12 protein-coding genes are annotated in these 15,284 nt (G+C 53.5%); 11 read left to right on the top strand and 1 reads right to left on the bottom strand.

Going from position 1 to position 15,284, the window contains the following annotated elements; translation table 11 throughout:
- The first annotated feature begins 3 nt into the window (after positions 1 to 3).
- The 10 genes from SK3146_RS03165 (at position 4) to SK3146_RS03120 (ending at position 13,027) form a co-directional block, all read left to right on the top strand.
- Positions 4 to 276, top strand: a complete 273-nt coding sequence (locus SK3146_RS03165; protein WP_249863707.1) for a hypothetical protein — start codon at positions 4 to 6, stop codon at positions 274 to 276.
- Between the two features lie 290 nt (positions 277 to 566).
- The gene (locus SK3146_RS03160; RefSeq protein WP_249863706.1) at positions 567 to 1,916 is read left to right on the top strand and encodes an Nramp family divalent metal transporter; all 1,350 of its coding nucleotides are present in this window, start codon (positions 567 to 569) and stop codon (positions 1,914 to 1,916) included.
- Positions 1,917 to 2,183: 267 nt separating this feature from the next.
- The gene (locus SK3146_RS03155; RefSeq protein WP_249863705.1) at positions 2,184 to 2,864 is read left to right on the top strand and encodes a class I SAM-dependent methyltransferase; all 681 of its coding nucleotides are present in this window, start codon (positions 2,184 to 2,186) and stop codon (positions 2,862 to 2,864) included.
- Positions 2,865 to 3,055: 191 nt separating this feature from the next.
- On the top strand, positions 3,056 to 3,994 hold the full coding sequence (locus SK3146_RS03150) for a carbohydrate ABC transporter permease (protein ID WP_249863704.1): 939 nt from the start codon (positions 3,056 to 3,058) through the stop codon (positions 3,992 to 3,994).
- A gap of 41 nt (positions 3,995 to 4,035) precedes the next feature.
- The gene (locus SK3146_RS03145) at positions 4,036 to 4,869 is read left to right on the top strand and encodes a carbohydrate ABC transporter permease (RefSeq protein WP_249863703.1); all 834 of its coding nucleotides are present in this window, start codon (positions 4,036 to 4,038) and stop codon (positions 4,867 to 4,869) included.
- 133 nt (positions 4,870 to 5,002) lie between these two features.
- Positions 5,003 to 6,382 (top strand): ABC transporter substrate-binding protein, encoded by a 1,380-nt coding sequence (locus SK3146_RS03140; protein WP_249863702.1) that lies wholly within the window; start codon positions 5,003 to 5,005, stop codon positions 6,380 to 6,382.
- 92 nt (positions 6,383 to 6,474) lie between these two features.
- Positions 6,475 to 8,319 carry a sensor histidine kinase gene (locus SK3146_RS03135; protein WP_310943911.1) on the top strand — a complete coding sequence of 615 codons (1,845 nt, stop codon included), beginning with the start codon at positions 6,475 to 6,477 and terminating at the stop codon, positions 8,317 to 8,319.
- Between the two features lie 2 nt (positions 8,320 to 8,321).
- Entirely contained in the window at positions 8,322 to 9,935 is a 1,614-nt protein-coding gene (locus SK3146_RS03130) for a response regulator transcription factor (RefSeq protein WP_249863701.1), read from the top strand.
- 81 nt (positions 9,936 to 10,016) lie between these two features.
- Positions 10,017 to 11,873, top strand: a complete 1,857-nt coding sequence (locus tag SK3146_RS03125) for a heparinase II/III family protein (RefSeq protein WP_249863700.1) — start codon at positions 10,017 to 10,019, stop codon at positions 11,871 to 11,873.
- A gap of 20 nt (positions 11,874 to 11,893) precedes the next feature.
- Entirely contained in the window at positions 11,894 to 13,027 is a 1,134-nt protein-coding gene (locus tag SK3146_RS03120) for a glycoside hydrolase family 88 protein (protein ID WP_249863699.1), read from the top strand.
- 206 nt (positions 13,028 to 13,233) lie between these two features.
- Here SK3146_RS03120 and SK3146_RS03115 read toward each other — a convergent pair whose 3' ends face one another.
- Positions 13,234 to 14,136, bottom strand: coding sequence for a LysR family transcriptional regulator (locus SK3146_RS03115; RefSeq protein WP_249863698.1), 903 nt, complete (start codon positions 14,134 to 14,136; stop codon positions 13,234 to 13,236).
- A gap of 261 nt (positions 14,137 to 14,397) precedes the next feature.
- On the opposite strand from SK3146_RS03115, the gene SK3146_RS03110 reads away from it, so the two are divergent.
- On the top strand, positions 14,398 to 15,138 hold the full coding sequence (locus SK3146_RS03110) for an SDR family NAD(P)-dependent oxidoreductase (RefSeq protein WP_249863697.1): 741 nt from the start codon (positions 14,398 to 14,400) through the stop codon (positions 15,136 to 15,138).
- The last annotated feature ends 146 nt before the right edge of the window (positions 15,139 to 15,284 follow it).

Raw genomic sequence — 15,284 nt, 5'->3', positions numbered from 1 at the left:
AGGATGAGTCCGCTGATTACGATATTGCAAGCCGCTATGACATACAGCAAGGAAGAAGGGTATGTCGGTAAAGTCGAGTTTCAAGTACAAGATCATAAACTGCCTTATGAAATGACGTTATACAGCAAGAGCGGGAGGGATTGGAGCTACGGGCTGCATTTTCTGAACGAATCGGGCAGCGAGGAACAAATTCTCGAAGTAGAGGACTTGCTGGAAGACAACGACGAATGGTTCGATTTTCTCGTCGACGCGGCCAAAAGCAAGCTGCAGTCTTAAGTTCAAACCTATAACATATTTCCAGAAGACCTAGCGATTTTTGCGCTGATTACGGGTCTTCGGCGACGAAAAGCCGACCTTGCAGGGTCGGCTTCTTAGCGTTGTTTACGCTCACTCAAAATGTTTCCCTTGACAAAAATATTTAGCCGAGTACAATCGAATCATAGGAACATTTATTTCATGGCATCATATACATGAACATGAGAATGGGTCTTCGCCAACTTAAATGTTGCACTAGGACAAAAATGTTAGCCCGGCGCATGCCGATACGATAGAAGAGGTGACATCTTATGAGTGAAAAAGCGCATATTAAACATGTAGCCGAAGAAGGCTGGAAATTATCGCGCAACCAGCCTACGCTTCCGGAAGTATACCGCTCGCTGAAAATACCGAAGAGCGGGTCGTGGATCAAGAAGTTTATGGCTTTTGTAGGACCCGGCTATCTGGTTGCCGTAGGGTATATGGACCCGGGCAACTGGGCGACGGACATCGCCGGCGGTTCCTTGTTCGGATATTCGCTGTTATCCGTTATTCTGATTTCCAATCTGATGGCCGTTCTGCTCCAGGCGCTGGCCGGCAAGCTCGGCATCGTCACCGGCAGAGACTTGGCCCAGGCATGCCGGGATCATTACAGCAAGCCCGTCGCCTTCACATTATGGATATTATGCGAGCTGGCCATTGCCGCCTGCGATTTGGCGGAGGTCATCGGTTCGGCCATCGCCTTGAAGCTGCTGTTCGGCATACCGCTCGTCTACGGGGTGCTGATTACCGCGGTCGACGTTCTCGTCGTGCTGCTGCTGCAGAACAAAGGCTTCCGGTTTATCGAAACGCTCGTCATCGTGCTGATCGTCACGATCGGCGGCTGCTTCCTGACCGAGATCATTCTCTCCAAACCGGAAATCGGCGGCATTATGAAAGGCTTTGTTCCTACGACCGAAATTGTTACCAATCCGATGATGCTCTATATCGCCATCGGGATTCTCGGAGCGACCGTCATGCCGCATAACTTGTACCTCCATTCGTCGGTCGTGCAGACGAGACAGATCGAGCAGACGAGAGAAGGCAAGCGCCAGGCGATCAAATATGCGACTTGGGATTCGTCGATCGCTTTGTTCTTCGCTCTGTTCATCAATGCGGCGATTCTCATTTTGTCGGCGGCTACGTTCCACCGGGCCGGAATGACGGAGGTAGCGGAGATCGAGGATGCCTATCAGCTGCTCACCCCGATACTCGGAACGGCTCTCGGCAGCATTCTGTTCGGCGTAGCGCTGCTTGCCTCCGGCCAGAACTCGACGCTGACCGGCACGCTGGCCGGCCAGATAGTCATGGAAGGCTTCCTGAACATCCGGCTTCCCGGCTGGCTGCGCCGCCTCATTACCCGGATGATCGCGATTATTCCGGCCGTGATCGTAACGATCGTCGCCGGAGAGAGCGGAACGGCGAAGCTGCTCATATTGAGCCAGGTCATCTTGTCGCTGCAGCTGTCGTTTGCGGTCGTCCCGTTGGTCAAATTCACCAGCGATAAGAAGAAGATGGGGGAATTCGCCAATAAAGGCTGGCTGAAGGTGCTGGCTTGGGTCGTGACCGTCATCATCGTCATACTCAACGTCTACTTGCTGTATCAAACGATTTTTCAATAATATCATTTTTGTGCACTTATCCTTAAAGGCCGGACTTGTCTTCTTGCAGAGACAGGTGCGGCCTTCGTTCGTTTAAGGGAATAAGGAGCGCCGCTTTATAGGCTTTGACTATCAAATTCATAGAATATATATATTTTTCCAGCCGTACCGCCGGCGCCTATAATAGTAATAACAGCCTGAACAGTGATTGGAAGATCAAATGGACGCCGCAGCGGACACCTTTTCACCCATTTTAACTCCAACGATACGGAAAGGATGAGATAAAGGATGAGCTACAAAATCAAAGTTCAATTTGACGAGGCAGCGCAAAGCTATGACCGCGAGCGGAGGAAGCTGATTCCCTGCTATGACGATTTTTACGGAACGGCCGTGCGCTGGCTGACGCTGGAGAAGGAGAATCCGCGCATCCTCGATCTGGGTGCCGGCACCGGATTGCTGGCGGCCTTGGCGAAGGAGCGCTACCCGGAGGCGCGGTTCACATTGGCCGATCTGAGCGGCACGATGCTGGAGACGGCAAGGAAACGGTTTGCAGGAGACGACAGCGCCGAGTTCATCGAGACCGATTATACCCGCCATTCGTTCCGAGGCCGTTATGATGCGGTCATCTCTTCGCTGTCGATTCATCATTTATCCCATCCGGAGAAACAGGCGCTGTTTTATAACATTTACGATTGGCTGGAGGACGGCGGAATTTTCATTAACGCCGATCAGGTGCTGGGTCTTACGCCTTATATCGATTCGATGTACAAGCGGCAGTGGGAGAGCTGGATTCGGGGGAACGGCTTGCCGGAGGAAGCGGTGGACCGGGCGATAGAGCGAAGAAAGCTGGATCAGAACGCGACTGTCGGCGATCAAATCCGCTGGATTCGCGAAGCGGGCTTTGTCGATGCGGATTGCGTCTATCAATATCATGATTTCGGCGTCTTTTTCGCCAGAAAAGTACGATAAATAGAACTAGCGGCCGTCAGGAGCATTCCTGGCGGCTTTGTTCTTGTTTAGGAGACACAGTGCGGTTGCGAGCGGTGGCATTCGACAAAAAAGTCAAAATCGTCGGCAATGTAATCAAAATACCGTTAAATATTTTGCCAAGCCATTGATTATAATAAACTCAACATTATTGAAGTTGAGGTGATTGCAACATGAATTCGAATTCGTCTGCCGCAACCGCGGAGAAACGGATACCTAAAAAGCGCAATGGCGGATTGCAGCGCAAAGAAACGTTGGCCGGCTTCCTGTTCGTCAGTCCGATGCTGATCGGCGTCACGATTCTCGTACTGCTTCCTATTATTGCAACCTTTATACTGAGCTTCTCGGATTGGAATTTCATTATGGGCTTTAACGGGTTTAAATGGGCCGGCCTGGATAACTTCCGGAAGCTGGCCACGGACGCTACGTTCCTGAAATCATTTATTAATAATGCGATTTTCCTGCTCACCGTACCGATTTATTTGATTGTTTCTCTGGTGCTCGCCATCCTGATCGATAAGAGTGTGTACTGGAAAGGCTATTTCAAGGTCGCTTACTTCATGCCTTATATTTCCAGCGTGGTGGCCGTCGCCGTCGTATGGCAAGTGCTGTTCCATCCGTCCGTCGGACCGGTTAACATGTTCCTGGAATCGATCGGTATCTCGAACCCGCCGAAATGGCTGGCCGATCCGAACTACGCGCTGATCTCGATGATGATGATTTCCGTCTGGATGTCCATCGGATTTAACATGATCGTCTACATCGCCGGCCTGCAATCGATTCCAAAAGATCTGTACGAAGCGGCCGATATCGACGGGGCGTCGAGCTGGGTGAAATTTAAGAACATTACGCTTCCTTTGCTGTCTCCGACGACATTCTTCCTGCTCATCACAGGGATCATCTCGACCTTTAAAGTATTCGACCTGATCGCCGTATTGACGCAAGGCGGACCTATCCAGTCGACGACGATGATCGTATGGTATTTGTACGACACCGCGTTTACGAACTTGAAACTCGGCTACGCATCGTCCATGGCGACTGTACTGTTCCTGTGCGTGCTGGTCATTACGTTCCTGCAATGGATCGGTCAGAAGAAATGGGTTAATTATTAAGCGGCGGGAGTGCCGCTGAACAAAAAAGAGGTGGGAATGTTATGAGGGAGCCTTTAAGCCTCAGAAAAACGATTGTAACGATTATTATGTTTGCTGTCAGTCTATTGTTTCTATTGCCTTTTTTCTGGATGCTATCCGCATCGTTCAAGGTCGAATCCGACGTCTTCAACTTTCCGATCGAATGGATTCCTAAGCATTGGAATGCGCTCGCCAACTATAAAGAAGTATGGTTCGGGAAATATCCGTTCTACCTGTATTACTGGAACTCGATTAAAATTACCGTTGTTACGACGCTGGTTTCGGTTACCGTATCCGCTTTGGCTGCATACGGCTTCTCCAAAGTGCAGTTTGCGGCGAGCAAATGGCTGTTCTTGATCGTGCTGACGACCTACATGGTTCCTTCGCAAGCCGTATTGGTGCCGCAATTTATTTTGTACCGTTACATCGGTTTGTTCGATAATCATATCGGACTTATCATCATCGGCAGCTTCAGCGTTCTCGGCACGTTCATGCTTCGCCAATTTTTCATGGGGCTGCATAACGACTTTATCGAGTCGGCCAAAATCGACGGCGCGGGCCATTGGAAAATATTCTGGTTCATCGCGATGCCGCTCGTGCGTCCCGCGGTTGCCACTTATGCGATCCTGCGTTTTATTTGGACCTGGAACGACTATCAAAACGGCCTTATTTTCCTTCGTACCGATAAATTGTTTACGATTCAGCTGGCGATGCAAAAGTTCACTTCGCTCAGCGGCGAATTTTACTCGCTTATTATGGCCGGCGCCGTATCGGCGATTCTGCCGCTCCTGATTATTTTTATCATCGGTCAAAAAAATGTTATCGAAGGTATAGCTATGGGCGGGGTTAAAGGATAATAAAGAAGCGAGAAGTCAAAAAAATTGTAAAAAAGTCAATATTCGAGCATGGTTGTTTCGGCGGCAATTGGTACAATCACATGGAAAGCTAAAACAAACATAGCAGTGTCCATTTGAAGGAGGGTACTTAGAGATGAACAAAAAAGTAGGAGCCGGTGTATTAACCAGCGTTATGGCGCTTGGCGTATTGGCAGGCTGCGGAGGCGGCGGAACGGGCGCCGGAGAACAGAAGGACGCGCAAGGCGGCGCCGCTTCCGGCGGTACGACAGAGCTTCGGTTATATACTTACGGCACGGAGCAAGCCTATAACTGGTCGCAAACCGTAGCTGCATACGAAAAACAAAATCCCGGCATTAAAGTTAACGTGATCGGATTAAGCGACAAAGGCGACACGCAAGAAGCTTTGAAAAAGCTCGACTTGGCCGCAGCCTCCGGCGAAGCGATGGACGTTCTCATGTTCAGCGACGCGGCCAGCTACTCGCAGCGCGTAGCGCTCGGCATGGTCGCTCCGATGGACGATTACATTGCCAAAGACGGCTTCAAGGTGACCGAAGATTATAAGGTCGATACGAAAATTAACGGCAAGTATTACGCGCTTCCGGGCAAATTCAATCCTTGGTACGTTCTGCTGAACAAAAACATGCTGGATGAAGCGGGACTCAAAGTGCCTACCGATTGGACTTGGGACGATTTCATGGATTACGCCAAGAAGATGACGAAGGGCGAAGGCGCGAACAAAGTGTACGGCACGTACTTCCACGGTCCGCAAAACGGCGGCTGGGTCGAATACGCGAAGCTGGCTTTGGAAAACCAAGCGGATAATCCGGATTTCATCAAAGCGGACGGATCTTCCAACCTGGACAACCCGCTGTTCAAGAAATCGCTCGAAATTCGTCTGAAAATGGAAAAGCAAGACCAATCCGCTACTCCGTACACGGACATGCTTTCCCAAAAGCTGAACTACCGTACGCAATTCTTTAACCAAAAAGCGGCTATGATCGCTATCGGCAGCTGGATGAACAGCGAGCTGGGCGGCACGGATCAAGTTCCGTTGAACTTCAATATCGCCGTAGCTCCGTTCCCTAAAAACAACGCCGGCGATCAAGGCGGATATTCTCCGGTTGCTACGGACTATGTCTCCGTTGCGGCAAGCTCCAAGCATAAAGACGAAGCTTACAAATTCATCCGCTGGTATACGACGGAAGGCCAATTGGTACAGGGCAAAAACGTACCTGCATGGAGCAAAGTGAAGCAGGAAGACATGAGCAAAATCATCGACACCATTCTGAGCGGAACGAAAAATCCGGAGAAAGTCGACAAAGCTTCTTTGATCAGCGTACTGGGCGCTTCCAAATCGGGAACGATCGTACCGCCGGCCACATACCAAGCCGAGATCAACAAAATGGTTAACGAAGAGTTCGAAAAAATGGTACTGGGCAAACAAGACCTAGACACTACGGTGAAAGCCGCTCAAGACCGCATTAACAGCATCATCGCATCCAATAAAAAATAATGGATGTGGTATAATACGAAGAAGGGGTAGAATCTCATCTGCCTCTTCTTTTGTTCGTTTCTTCTTACATTTAATGGAATAGGGGGGCTATCGTGCATACAAGAAAGCTGCGGCAATGGTTATCCTCCCGTTCTTTCCGTTTCAGGCTGATGCTCGCTTCGGTCATATGCATATTGATTCCGACATCGATTACGCTGACTACATACAATTACTTCACCCAGGATGCCGTTAAAGATCAGGCGATTTCGAATTCGCAGGAATCGATGCAGCTGGTGAATAACTATGTGACCAATTCGCTCAAATATATGCTGAACATCGCCAACCTCATCCAGATGGATTCCGGCATGTCGGCCATCATGAAGAAAAGGGCCATGGGCGAAGGATATACGGGACCGAATGCCGAGTACGAGGAGTTCAGCGACCGGGATAAGATCGTCAAGCAGATCGAAAATATGATCAATAGCGGAGAGCAGGGGTCTCTGCTCGATTTCCATACTTATGTCACGGTGCTTCTGTCCAACGGAGATTATTATTCGACTTACTCGGTGAACGAGTACAATCCTATCGATATGACTCGCGAGCCGTGGTTTTCGCAAACGAAAAATTTATACGGCTTCAATTCGCTTTGGGTCGGTCCGAGCCCGACGGTGTTCGAGTCGGAGAAGAAGAAAAATCCGTACCAGCTCTCGGTCATCCGAACGCTGCGCGAACAGAACTCATCTTTTATTTTCGGTTATGTGGTCGTGACGGTCATGGAAAATCAAATTAATCACAATTTCGAGAGACTGGTCGGCAACCAGGACTTTATGATCGTCGATTCCGATAATGTCATTGTGTCCAACAACGATTCGGACAAGATCGGCGGGCCGCTGAATCTGCCGGATTTGCCTGCGGCCACGGATCAAATTACGACCGAATTGGTCAAGGTGGACCACGAAGACTACCTGGTCACTCAGCAATCGCTGTTTACGGGGTGGAAGCTCGTGTCGTTAACGCCGTATAAGAAGGCGGTATCCAAGATCAATTCGATTTTCAGCAAAGTGTTTACGTTCCAGTTCGTTTGCTTTATTTTATTTTTGCTGCTGCTCCTGTATTTGCTGCGGACGTTCACCAAGCCGCTGGTCGGACTCGGGAAAGTGGCGATGACGGTACAGAAGGGCAATTTGCAGGTGCGTTCGAAAATCCGCGGCGAGGACGAGATCGGGCGGCTCGGCTTCTGGTTCGATCAGATGCTGGATCGGATTCAGGAGATGATTCAGGAAATTTCGGTGACGCAAGCGCGTAAGCGCAAGGCGGAGCTGGACATGCTGCAGGCGCAGATCAATCCGCATTTTTTGTTCAATGTGCTGAACTCGATCCGGATGAAAGTGATGTTTCGCGGAGACAAGGAAAGCGCCGAAATGATCGGTTCGCTGTCCAAGCTGCTGCGAATGACGATCAATCAGGAGAAGAGCATTATCACCCTGCACGAAGAAATCGAAATCGTTATGGATTACACGCAGTTGATGAATATGAGACAAAAAGAGAAAATTGTGATCGAAACGGACGTCTCGGCGGATTCGCTTCTGGAGAAGGTACCGCGGTTTTTCCTGCAGCCGCTGATCGAGAATGCGCTCATTCACGGCTTGAATCAGGCGGCGGGAATTATCCGCGTCGAAGCCCGTAGAGAAGGGCATATGCTGATCGTCGCCGTCGAAGATAACGGCTCGGGGATGGATTCAGGCACGCTGAACAAGCTCCGCGACAAGCTGGCGGCCAGGCGCGCTCCGGACCCTGTGGATGGCGAGTCTCACCGGGGATTTTCCGGCATAGGCCTGCTCAATGTGAACGAACGGATGCTGATGACTCACGGCGAAGGCTTTCATATGCAGGTCGACAGCGAGCCGGGTGCGGGCACCCGCATCACGATGTTTATCCCGAGCCTGGAGGTAACGTAACCATGTATAAAGTAATGTTAGTGGACGATGATTATCCGGTTTTGGAATTTTTGTCCGAAACGATCCATTGGGAGGACTTCGGACTTACGCTCCAGGGCTGCTGCGAGAACGGCGCGATCGCGCTCGAACAGGCGCAGCGGGACATGCCGGACATCCTGATTACGGACATCGGCATGCCGAAGATGGACGGCTTAGAGCTGATCGGCAAGCTTAAGGAGATTAAGCCGAATCTGCGGGTGGCGATCCTCTCCTGCCATAATGAATTTCATTACGCCCAGCAGGCGGTGAAGCTGAACGTGCAGGATTACGTGCTGAAGGATACGCTCGATCCGGCCGATCTGGAGAAACTGCTTCAGCAGTTCAAGATCAGCTTGGATCAGGAGGAGCGCGTTCAGACGCATCAGCATCAGCTGCAGCATATGGTCGACCGCAACCAAGAGATGCTCAAGGAAAAATTTATCCGCCGCACGCTGCAGCAGCCGATTCTCGATCCGCAGGGCTGGATTGCCGAGGCCCAGTCGTTCCGGCTCGATCTTGCGGGCGTGTCCTGCCTGCCGATTCTCGGCTATGTGAACGAATATCGGGAAGCTCAGCAGCGGTTTATGTCCGACGATATATTGCGCTTTGCGATCGATAATATTATCAGCGAAGTCAGCGGACGGGAGGAGACGCCTGCCGTTCATTTCGCCTACGGCACGAAGGAATCGATCTTCCTGTACCCGTTTCATTCGACGCTCAAGGTCAACCCGTTTGACGTGGCGGCAGAGCGGATAAAAGGCATCCAGAATGCGTTGAACAAGTATATTAAAATTTCGATGTCGTTCATTATCGGCAACATATGCCACCATCCCGAGGAGATTAAAAGCAATTTAAAGGAGCTGTTGTCGAGCAGGGTGCAGCGGTTTTATATGGACGAAGGCTCGATCGAGAAAAAGCGAACGTTTATCCAGGGGGATATGGATTTATTTTCCTGGTACGATCAGGCAAGCACGGAGTTAAGAGAAATGATGCTGGCCAAAAATACGGAGAAAATCGTGCCGACCGTCGAGCATTGGATGGATTTCTTGAAGGAGCACGCCTTCGAGCCGGAGAAAGTCAAAGACTGGGTGCTCAAGCTGCTGCTCGATTTGAAGCTGAAGCTGCAGTCGCTGCAGTATTTCCGCTCGACGTATGCGGTCGATATTTTGCATAAAGAAATTTTGGAGATCGATTCGCTGTTCGAGCTGAAAAAATGGATGATCGATCATTTTCAATCGGTCATATCTTTGGCCAACGAGCTGGGCGATCAAAGCAAGCGGTCCGAGGTGGTGCAGGCGATCCACTATGTGTCGCTGCATCTGGATAAACGAATCAGTCTGGAGGAAGTCGCCGATCATCTGTTTTTGAACAGCAGCTACTTCAGCCGGTTGTTCAAGAAGGAAACGGGGGAGACCTTCATCGAATACGTCACGCGGATGAAGATGAACCGGGCCAAGGAGCTGCTCGATCAGACGAGCCATCCCGTCGGCAAAATTTGCGAAATGCTCGGCTACGACAATCAGAGCTATTTTATTAAAATATTCAAATCGTCCGTAGGCGTCACGCCGATGGAATACAGAGGTCAAAAATCGTCTTGAGAAAGTAAAAATAGTCCTATAGTTTCCGGCGAAAAAGCGGTAGTATGGATATAATCATTCCAACTACTACGGAGGAAACCGATGAACATCGACCAATTGAAACCGTTCTTGCAGGATGCGGTAGAGAAGGAATCGTTATTGTTTCAAGCCGGGGAGCAGGCTTCCTGGTGGAAGCGGGTCCGGCACGCGGAAGGCTATGGGCCCATGATCGACGAAGTGCGCAAGGAAGGGGAAGCTTTGCTCTCGCAGGAGGCTCCGGTCTTATCTTATCGTTTATTCAGCATATTCAAGGAACGCGGCACGAGGCTGGAATACGAACGCGTCTACTTCGAAAAGCGCAAGCGGCTGAATACGTTCGCGATCATGGCTTTGCTTGAGCCGGAGCGCGAAGATTATATGGCGGCGATTCAGGAGACGATATGGTCGATTCTGGACGAATATACCTGGTGCCTGCCGGCCCATGTGGGGGCGGCGCCGGAATCGGTGTCGGAGGCGGAATATTCGCTGAACGACCCGTCCGGATGGCTGAAGGGCAACGCTCAGGTCATCGATTTGTTTTCGGCGGAAACCGGCTTTGCGCTGAGCGAGATTGTAACGCTGATGAAGGACAGGCTGCCGCTGCTATTGCGCAACCGAATGAAGCATGAAGTGTACCGCCGCATTTTTTGGCCGTATATGCAGGGCGAGCCGTTTCATTGGGAGACGGCTACACATAACTGGGCGTCGGTATGCGCAGGCTCCATCGGCGCCGCTGCGCTGCATTTGATCGGCGACGGGGACGAGCTGGCCGCCGTGCTCGAACGCGTCCTTCGGACGATGGACTGCTATTTGCAGGGCTTCGAGGCGGACGGGGCGACGACGGAAGGATACGGCTATTGGTATTACGGCTTTGGCTTCTTCGTATTTTTCGCCGATTTGCTGAAGAAGCGGACGGGCGGCTCAGTCAACTTATTCGCGAGCGAGAAAGTGCACCAGATCGCGCTGTTTCAGCAAAAATGCTTTATGAGCGGAACGAAGGTCGTCAATTTCTCCGACTCGATGCCCGATATTCACATTCATATGGGGCTTACGCATTATTTAAACCGGATTTATCCGGATGTCGCCATTCCGGAATTGCCGCTGCGCACGACCTATACGGAAGATCATTGCTACCGCTGGGCAACGGCGCTGCGCAATATCGTCTGGTTCCGCGAGGAAAAGGCTGCGGCCGGGGAGCCTTGGGACACGGCGACGTATTATTTGGAAGACGCCGAATGGCTTATTTCGCGGCATGTGAACGAGCGGGGCACGTTCTGCTTCGCCGCCAAGGGCGGGCATAACGCGGAGCCGCATAACCATAACGATCTCGGCCATTTCATTCTGCATGCCGACGGGGAGACGTTCCTGGCCGATCTCGGATGCGGCATGTACACGCAGCAATATTTCGGCGCGGAGCGGTATTCGTACTTGTGCAACGCTTCCGAGGGCCATTCCGTGCCGATCATTGACGGCAAGCCGCAGCGGGAAGGGGCCGGTTACCGTGCGAAGGTGCTCGGCGTATCGGTCGCTCCGGATACGGAACGGATGGAGCTGGAGCTGGCGGGCGCCTACGGCGATGAGCGGCTGCGTCAGCTGAAGCGAAGCTTCCTCTGGCATAAGCAAGAGCAGCCGGTGCTGACGATGGAAGACAGCTACGTATTCGGCGAAGAACCGGAGCAGATCGTCGAGAGGTTCATTACGATGACCGAACCGGATGTGTCCGGCGAGGACTTGACGATTCCCGGCGCGGGTCAGCGCCTTATTATCGATTACGATGCCAAGGAGCTTCAGCCGCATATCGTGAAGCTGTCCTTTGCCGATCATTACGGGATCGACAGGGACGTCTACGCCATCGATTTCAAGCTGCTGCATCCGAAGCGGGAATGCGCGGTTCAATTCCGTTTTCGTTTTGAGTCTTAATGTATGGGGGGAATCAAGCAATGAGTATCGAGTCTACGAAGGAATGGGCGGATAAGGCCTGGGAGCAGACGGTCAGGAAGGTAGGGAGAACGAGCGAGCGCATCGGAGCGGGATTTCCCCATGCCAGCGTGAACGGCGCCTACGTGCTGGAGCCCGCTTATTGGTGGACGGCCGGTTTCTGGCCCGGCCTGCTCTGGCTGCTGTACCGGGACACCAAGGACGAGCATTTCCAAGCGCTTGCCGAGCGGTGCGAGGAGCAGCTGGATCAGGTCATTATGGATTACTACAAGCTGGATCACGATATCGGCTTTATGTGGACGCTGACCAGCGTGGCCCGCTATAAGCTGCTGCAATCCGAGGATTCCAAGCGCCGCGCGCTGCTTGCGGCGACGCTGCTCGCAGGCCGCTTCAACGTGAAGGGCAATTTCATCCGCGCGTGGAACCCGTGGCGGGAAGGCGAGAACAATGCCGGCTGGGCGATCATCGACTGCATGATGAACCTGCCTCTCTTGTATTGGGCTTCCGAGACGCTGGCCGACCCTCGGTTTAAGCATTTGGCGATGGAGCATGCGGATACGGTGCTTGCCAACTTCATTCGTCCGGACGGCTCCGTCTACCATATCGTACGCTTCGATCCGGAGACGGGAGAGCGGGCGGAAGCGCTGGGCGGGCAGGGCTACGCCCCCGAGTCCGGCTGGTCCCGCGGCACGGCATGGGCGATTTACGGGATGGCGCTGAGCTACCGGTACACCGGGGAAGCCCGCTATTTGGACGCGGCCAAGAGGGCGGCGCATTACTTCATTTCGCAGCTGCCCGAGGATCATGTGCCGCATTGGGATTTCCGCCTTCCTGAGGGTGTGGCGAAGTACCGCGATTCCTCAGCGGGAGCGTGCGCGGCATGCGGGCTGCTGCTGATCGCGGACCAAGTCGATCCGCTGGAAGCGGCGTCGTACCGCAGAGCGGGCGAAGCGATTCTGCACTCGCTGTACGCCAATTACGGCGCATGGGACGACGAGCGGGAGGAAGGCTTGATCATGCATGGAACAAGTCATTATCCGGAGCAAAAAAATATGGATGTGCCGCTCATCTACGGCGATTATTTCTTCGTCGAAGGCTTGAGCAGGCTGAGAGGGAATACGGAGCTGTTCTGGTAAAAAAAGCGTTCGGCTGTATCAACCGTGCGAAACCGAATAAAGAGTTGAAGATACGGCTGTTTCCCGTTCTGCGGGGAGCAGCCGTTTTTTCATAGTATACAGCGGTTGCAGCCCCGCATTCACCTCCCATGTCAACGTACCGGTTCCGATAAGGAGCGGGCCGCGTGCGGGGTGGAGCGCTGTAGATCGGAAAAGAGGGAAGGCCGTTACGCGGGCTCGTCAAGCTGCGGTTCGCGCAGCTCTTGGCTCAGAAAGCGGTACAAGCGGCCGCCGGCCAGTCCTAGCGGATAGTTGGCCGCCTTGCAGGCGAGGCCGCAGGATATATCGGCCATGCGGCCGTTCAGCGGGAGCATCGCGGTTCCGTCCGGCGGCGGATTCAGCGCGGAATGGGGAATGAGCGCGATGCCGAGGCCGCTTTGGACATAATATTTCAGGGCGGCCATACTGCCGATTTCCATCGTGTCCGGCGGCGCGCTTCCTGCTTCTTGCAGCGCAATGTCCAGCTTGCGGCGATAAGGGCAGCCGGCCGATGTAATCAGCAGCCGGTGCTCGCGCAGCTCCGCGGGCGTTACGGACGGCTTGCTTGCCAGAGGATGGCGTTCCGGCACGAGCAGGACGAACCGCTCGATGTATAGCGGCTCGTAATACAGCTCGGAGCCGAGCTCCGGGGCGGAGCAAAGCGCCAGGTCCAGCTCTCCCCGGGCGACCCGTTCGCATAGCTGCGGCGAACTCGCTATTTCGACGGATACGCGGATGTTCGGCCAGCCGGAGACAAATCGCTGCAGCACAGCGGGCAAACGGTAGCTGGCGCAAGGCTCGACGGCCCCGAGGCGCAGGTGTCCGGCTTCGCCGAGCTGCAAATCAGCGAGGCTCGTTTGCAGCTGTTCCATTTGTTTGACAATACTTTTGCTTTGCTCGTAGAACAGCCTTCCCGCTTCGGTCAGGCCGATTTTTTTGCCGCGCTCGATGAGCTGCATGCCTACATCGGACTCCAGCTTTTGCATCTGCATGGTGACGGTAGATTGCGCATAATTCATTTCCTCGGCCGCGCGGTGAAAGCTGCCTAATTCCGCGATCCGCTGAAAGGTTCGCAGCGTCTTGATATCCATCGGCCGATCCTCCTTAGAAATGGGTGAAAAAGCTCGCTGCGGCGCCCATTTGATCTTCCGGTTGAAATCCGGAGACAAAGGCGAACGCTACGCCTCACCTCTCCAGATTCAAATGGCCCCTCCGTTTGTTTTTCGCTGCACACACATATTCAAAAAAAATGAACGAACTGTTTATATAATTCAATTATACAAAATGTCTAACCCGAGATAAACTGACATTGTAGCATTGCAATAACAAATCGTTTGGAGGAGAGGATCAAGATGGATTGGAGCCGGAAAATTGCGCTTGTCACCGGAGGAGGGACCGGCATCGGGAGGGCGACGTGCCTGGCGTTAGCCGAACGGGGGGCGGCCGTTGCCGTCAATTATTCGCGTTCCCGCGAGGAGGCGGAGGAAACGGCGGACATCATCAACCGCGGAGGAGGCCGAGCCATAGCGATACAAGCCGATGTCTCGTGCGATGCCAAGGTGCGCTCGATGGTGGAGCACATTGTGCGGACATGGGGGACGGTCGATCTGCTCGTGAATAACGCGAGCGTTACGCGCCATATCCCTTTGGACGATCTGGAGGCGGCGGCGGAGGAAGTATGGGACGAGCTGTTCGACGTCAATGTGAAAGGAATGTTTTACTGCGCGCGAGCGGTCGCTCCGTGGATGAAGCAGAGCAAGCAAGGGGCGATCGTCAATGTCGGCAGCATCGCCGGCCTGAGCGGCTCAGGCTCGTCGCTGCCTTACGCGGTGTCCAAAGCCGCGGTGCATGGGCTGACCCGATCGTTGGCGCGCGCGCTTGCGCCGGAGATTACGGTAAGCTGCGTGGCTCCGGGCGCCGTCGCCACCCGCTGGTGGGAGGGGCGGGAGGAGCAGATGCGCCGGCTCGGCGGCAAGCTGCTGCTTCGGCGCATCGCGGAGCCGGGCGATATCGCACTCGCCGTATGTTCGGCGCTGGAGCAGCCGGCGATGACCGGCCAGATCATCACGGTGGACAGCGGGCAAACGCTGTAACGGCGGTGCCGACAGCGGCGCGGACTGCTGGCGATCTCTTGCCTCAACTCGGCGCATGGTTCTGCGCCGTCCGGCAGCCCGCGGGCCGTTTGCCGGCGCGGGACAAGGCGGCCAAAGCGCCCGCTGCGCCGGCCGATTCGGACGGC

The organism is Paenibacillus konkukensis (assembly GCF_023523925.1).
In the GTDB taxonomy this organism is placed as follows: domain Bacteria; phylum Bacillota; class Bacilli; order Paenibacillales; family NBRC-103111; genus Paenibacillus_S; species Paenibacillus_S doosanensis.
This window is presented reverse-complemented; position numbering and strand designations above follow the sequence as displayed.

Bases quoted from the DNA above. Each gene is read 5' to 3' on its own strand.
- SK3146_RS03165 (WP_249863707.1), top strand. From the start codon at position 4: ATGAGTCCGCTGATTACGATATTGCAAGCCGCTATGACATACAGCAAG.
- SK3146_RS03160 (WP_249863706.1), top strand. From the start codon at position 567: ATGAGTGAAAAAGCGCATATTAAACATGTAGCCGAAGAAGGCTGGAAA.
- SK3146_RS03155 (WP_249863705.1), top strand. From the start codon at position 2,184: ATGAGCTACAAAATCAAAGTTCAATTTGACGAGGCAGCGCAAAGCTAT.
- SK3146_RS03150 (WP_249863704.1), top strand. From the start codon at position 3,056: ATGAATTCGAATTCGTCTGCCGCAACCGCGGAGAAACGGATACCTAAA.
- SK3146_RS03145 (WP_249863703.1), top strand. From the start codon at position 4,036: ATGAGGGAGCCTTTAAGCCTCAGAAAAACGATTGTAACGATTATTATG.
- SK3146_RS03140 (WP_249863702.1), top strand. From the start codon at position 5,003: ATGAACAAAAAAGTAGGAGCCGGTGTATTAACCAGCGTTATGGCGCTT.
- SK3146_RS03130 (WP_249863701.1), top strand. From the start codon at position 8,322: ATGTATAAAGTAATGTTAGTGGACGATGATTATCCGGTTTTGGAATTT.
- SK3146_RS03125 (WP_249863700.1), top strand. From the start codon at position 10,017: ATGAACATCGACCAATTGAAACCGTTCTTGCAGGATGCGGTAGAGAAG.
- SK3146_RS03120 (WP_249863699.1), top strand. From the start codon at position 11,894: ATGAGTATCGAGTCTACGAAGGAATGGGCGGATAAGGCCTGGGAGCAG.
- SK3146_RS03115 (WP_249863698.1), bottom strand. From the start codon at position 14,136: ATGGATATCAAGACGCTGCGAACCTTTCAGCGGATCGCGGAATTAGGC.
- SK3146_RS03110 (WP_249863697.1), top strand. From the start codon at position 14,398: ATGGATTGGAGCCGGAAAATTGCGCTTGTCACCGGAGGAGGGACCGGC.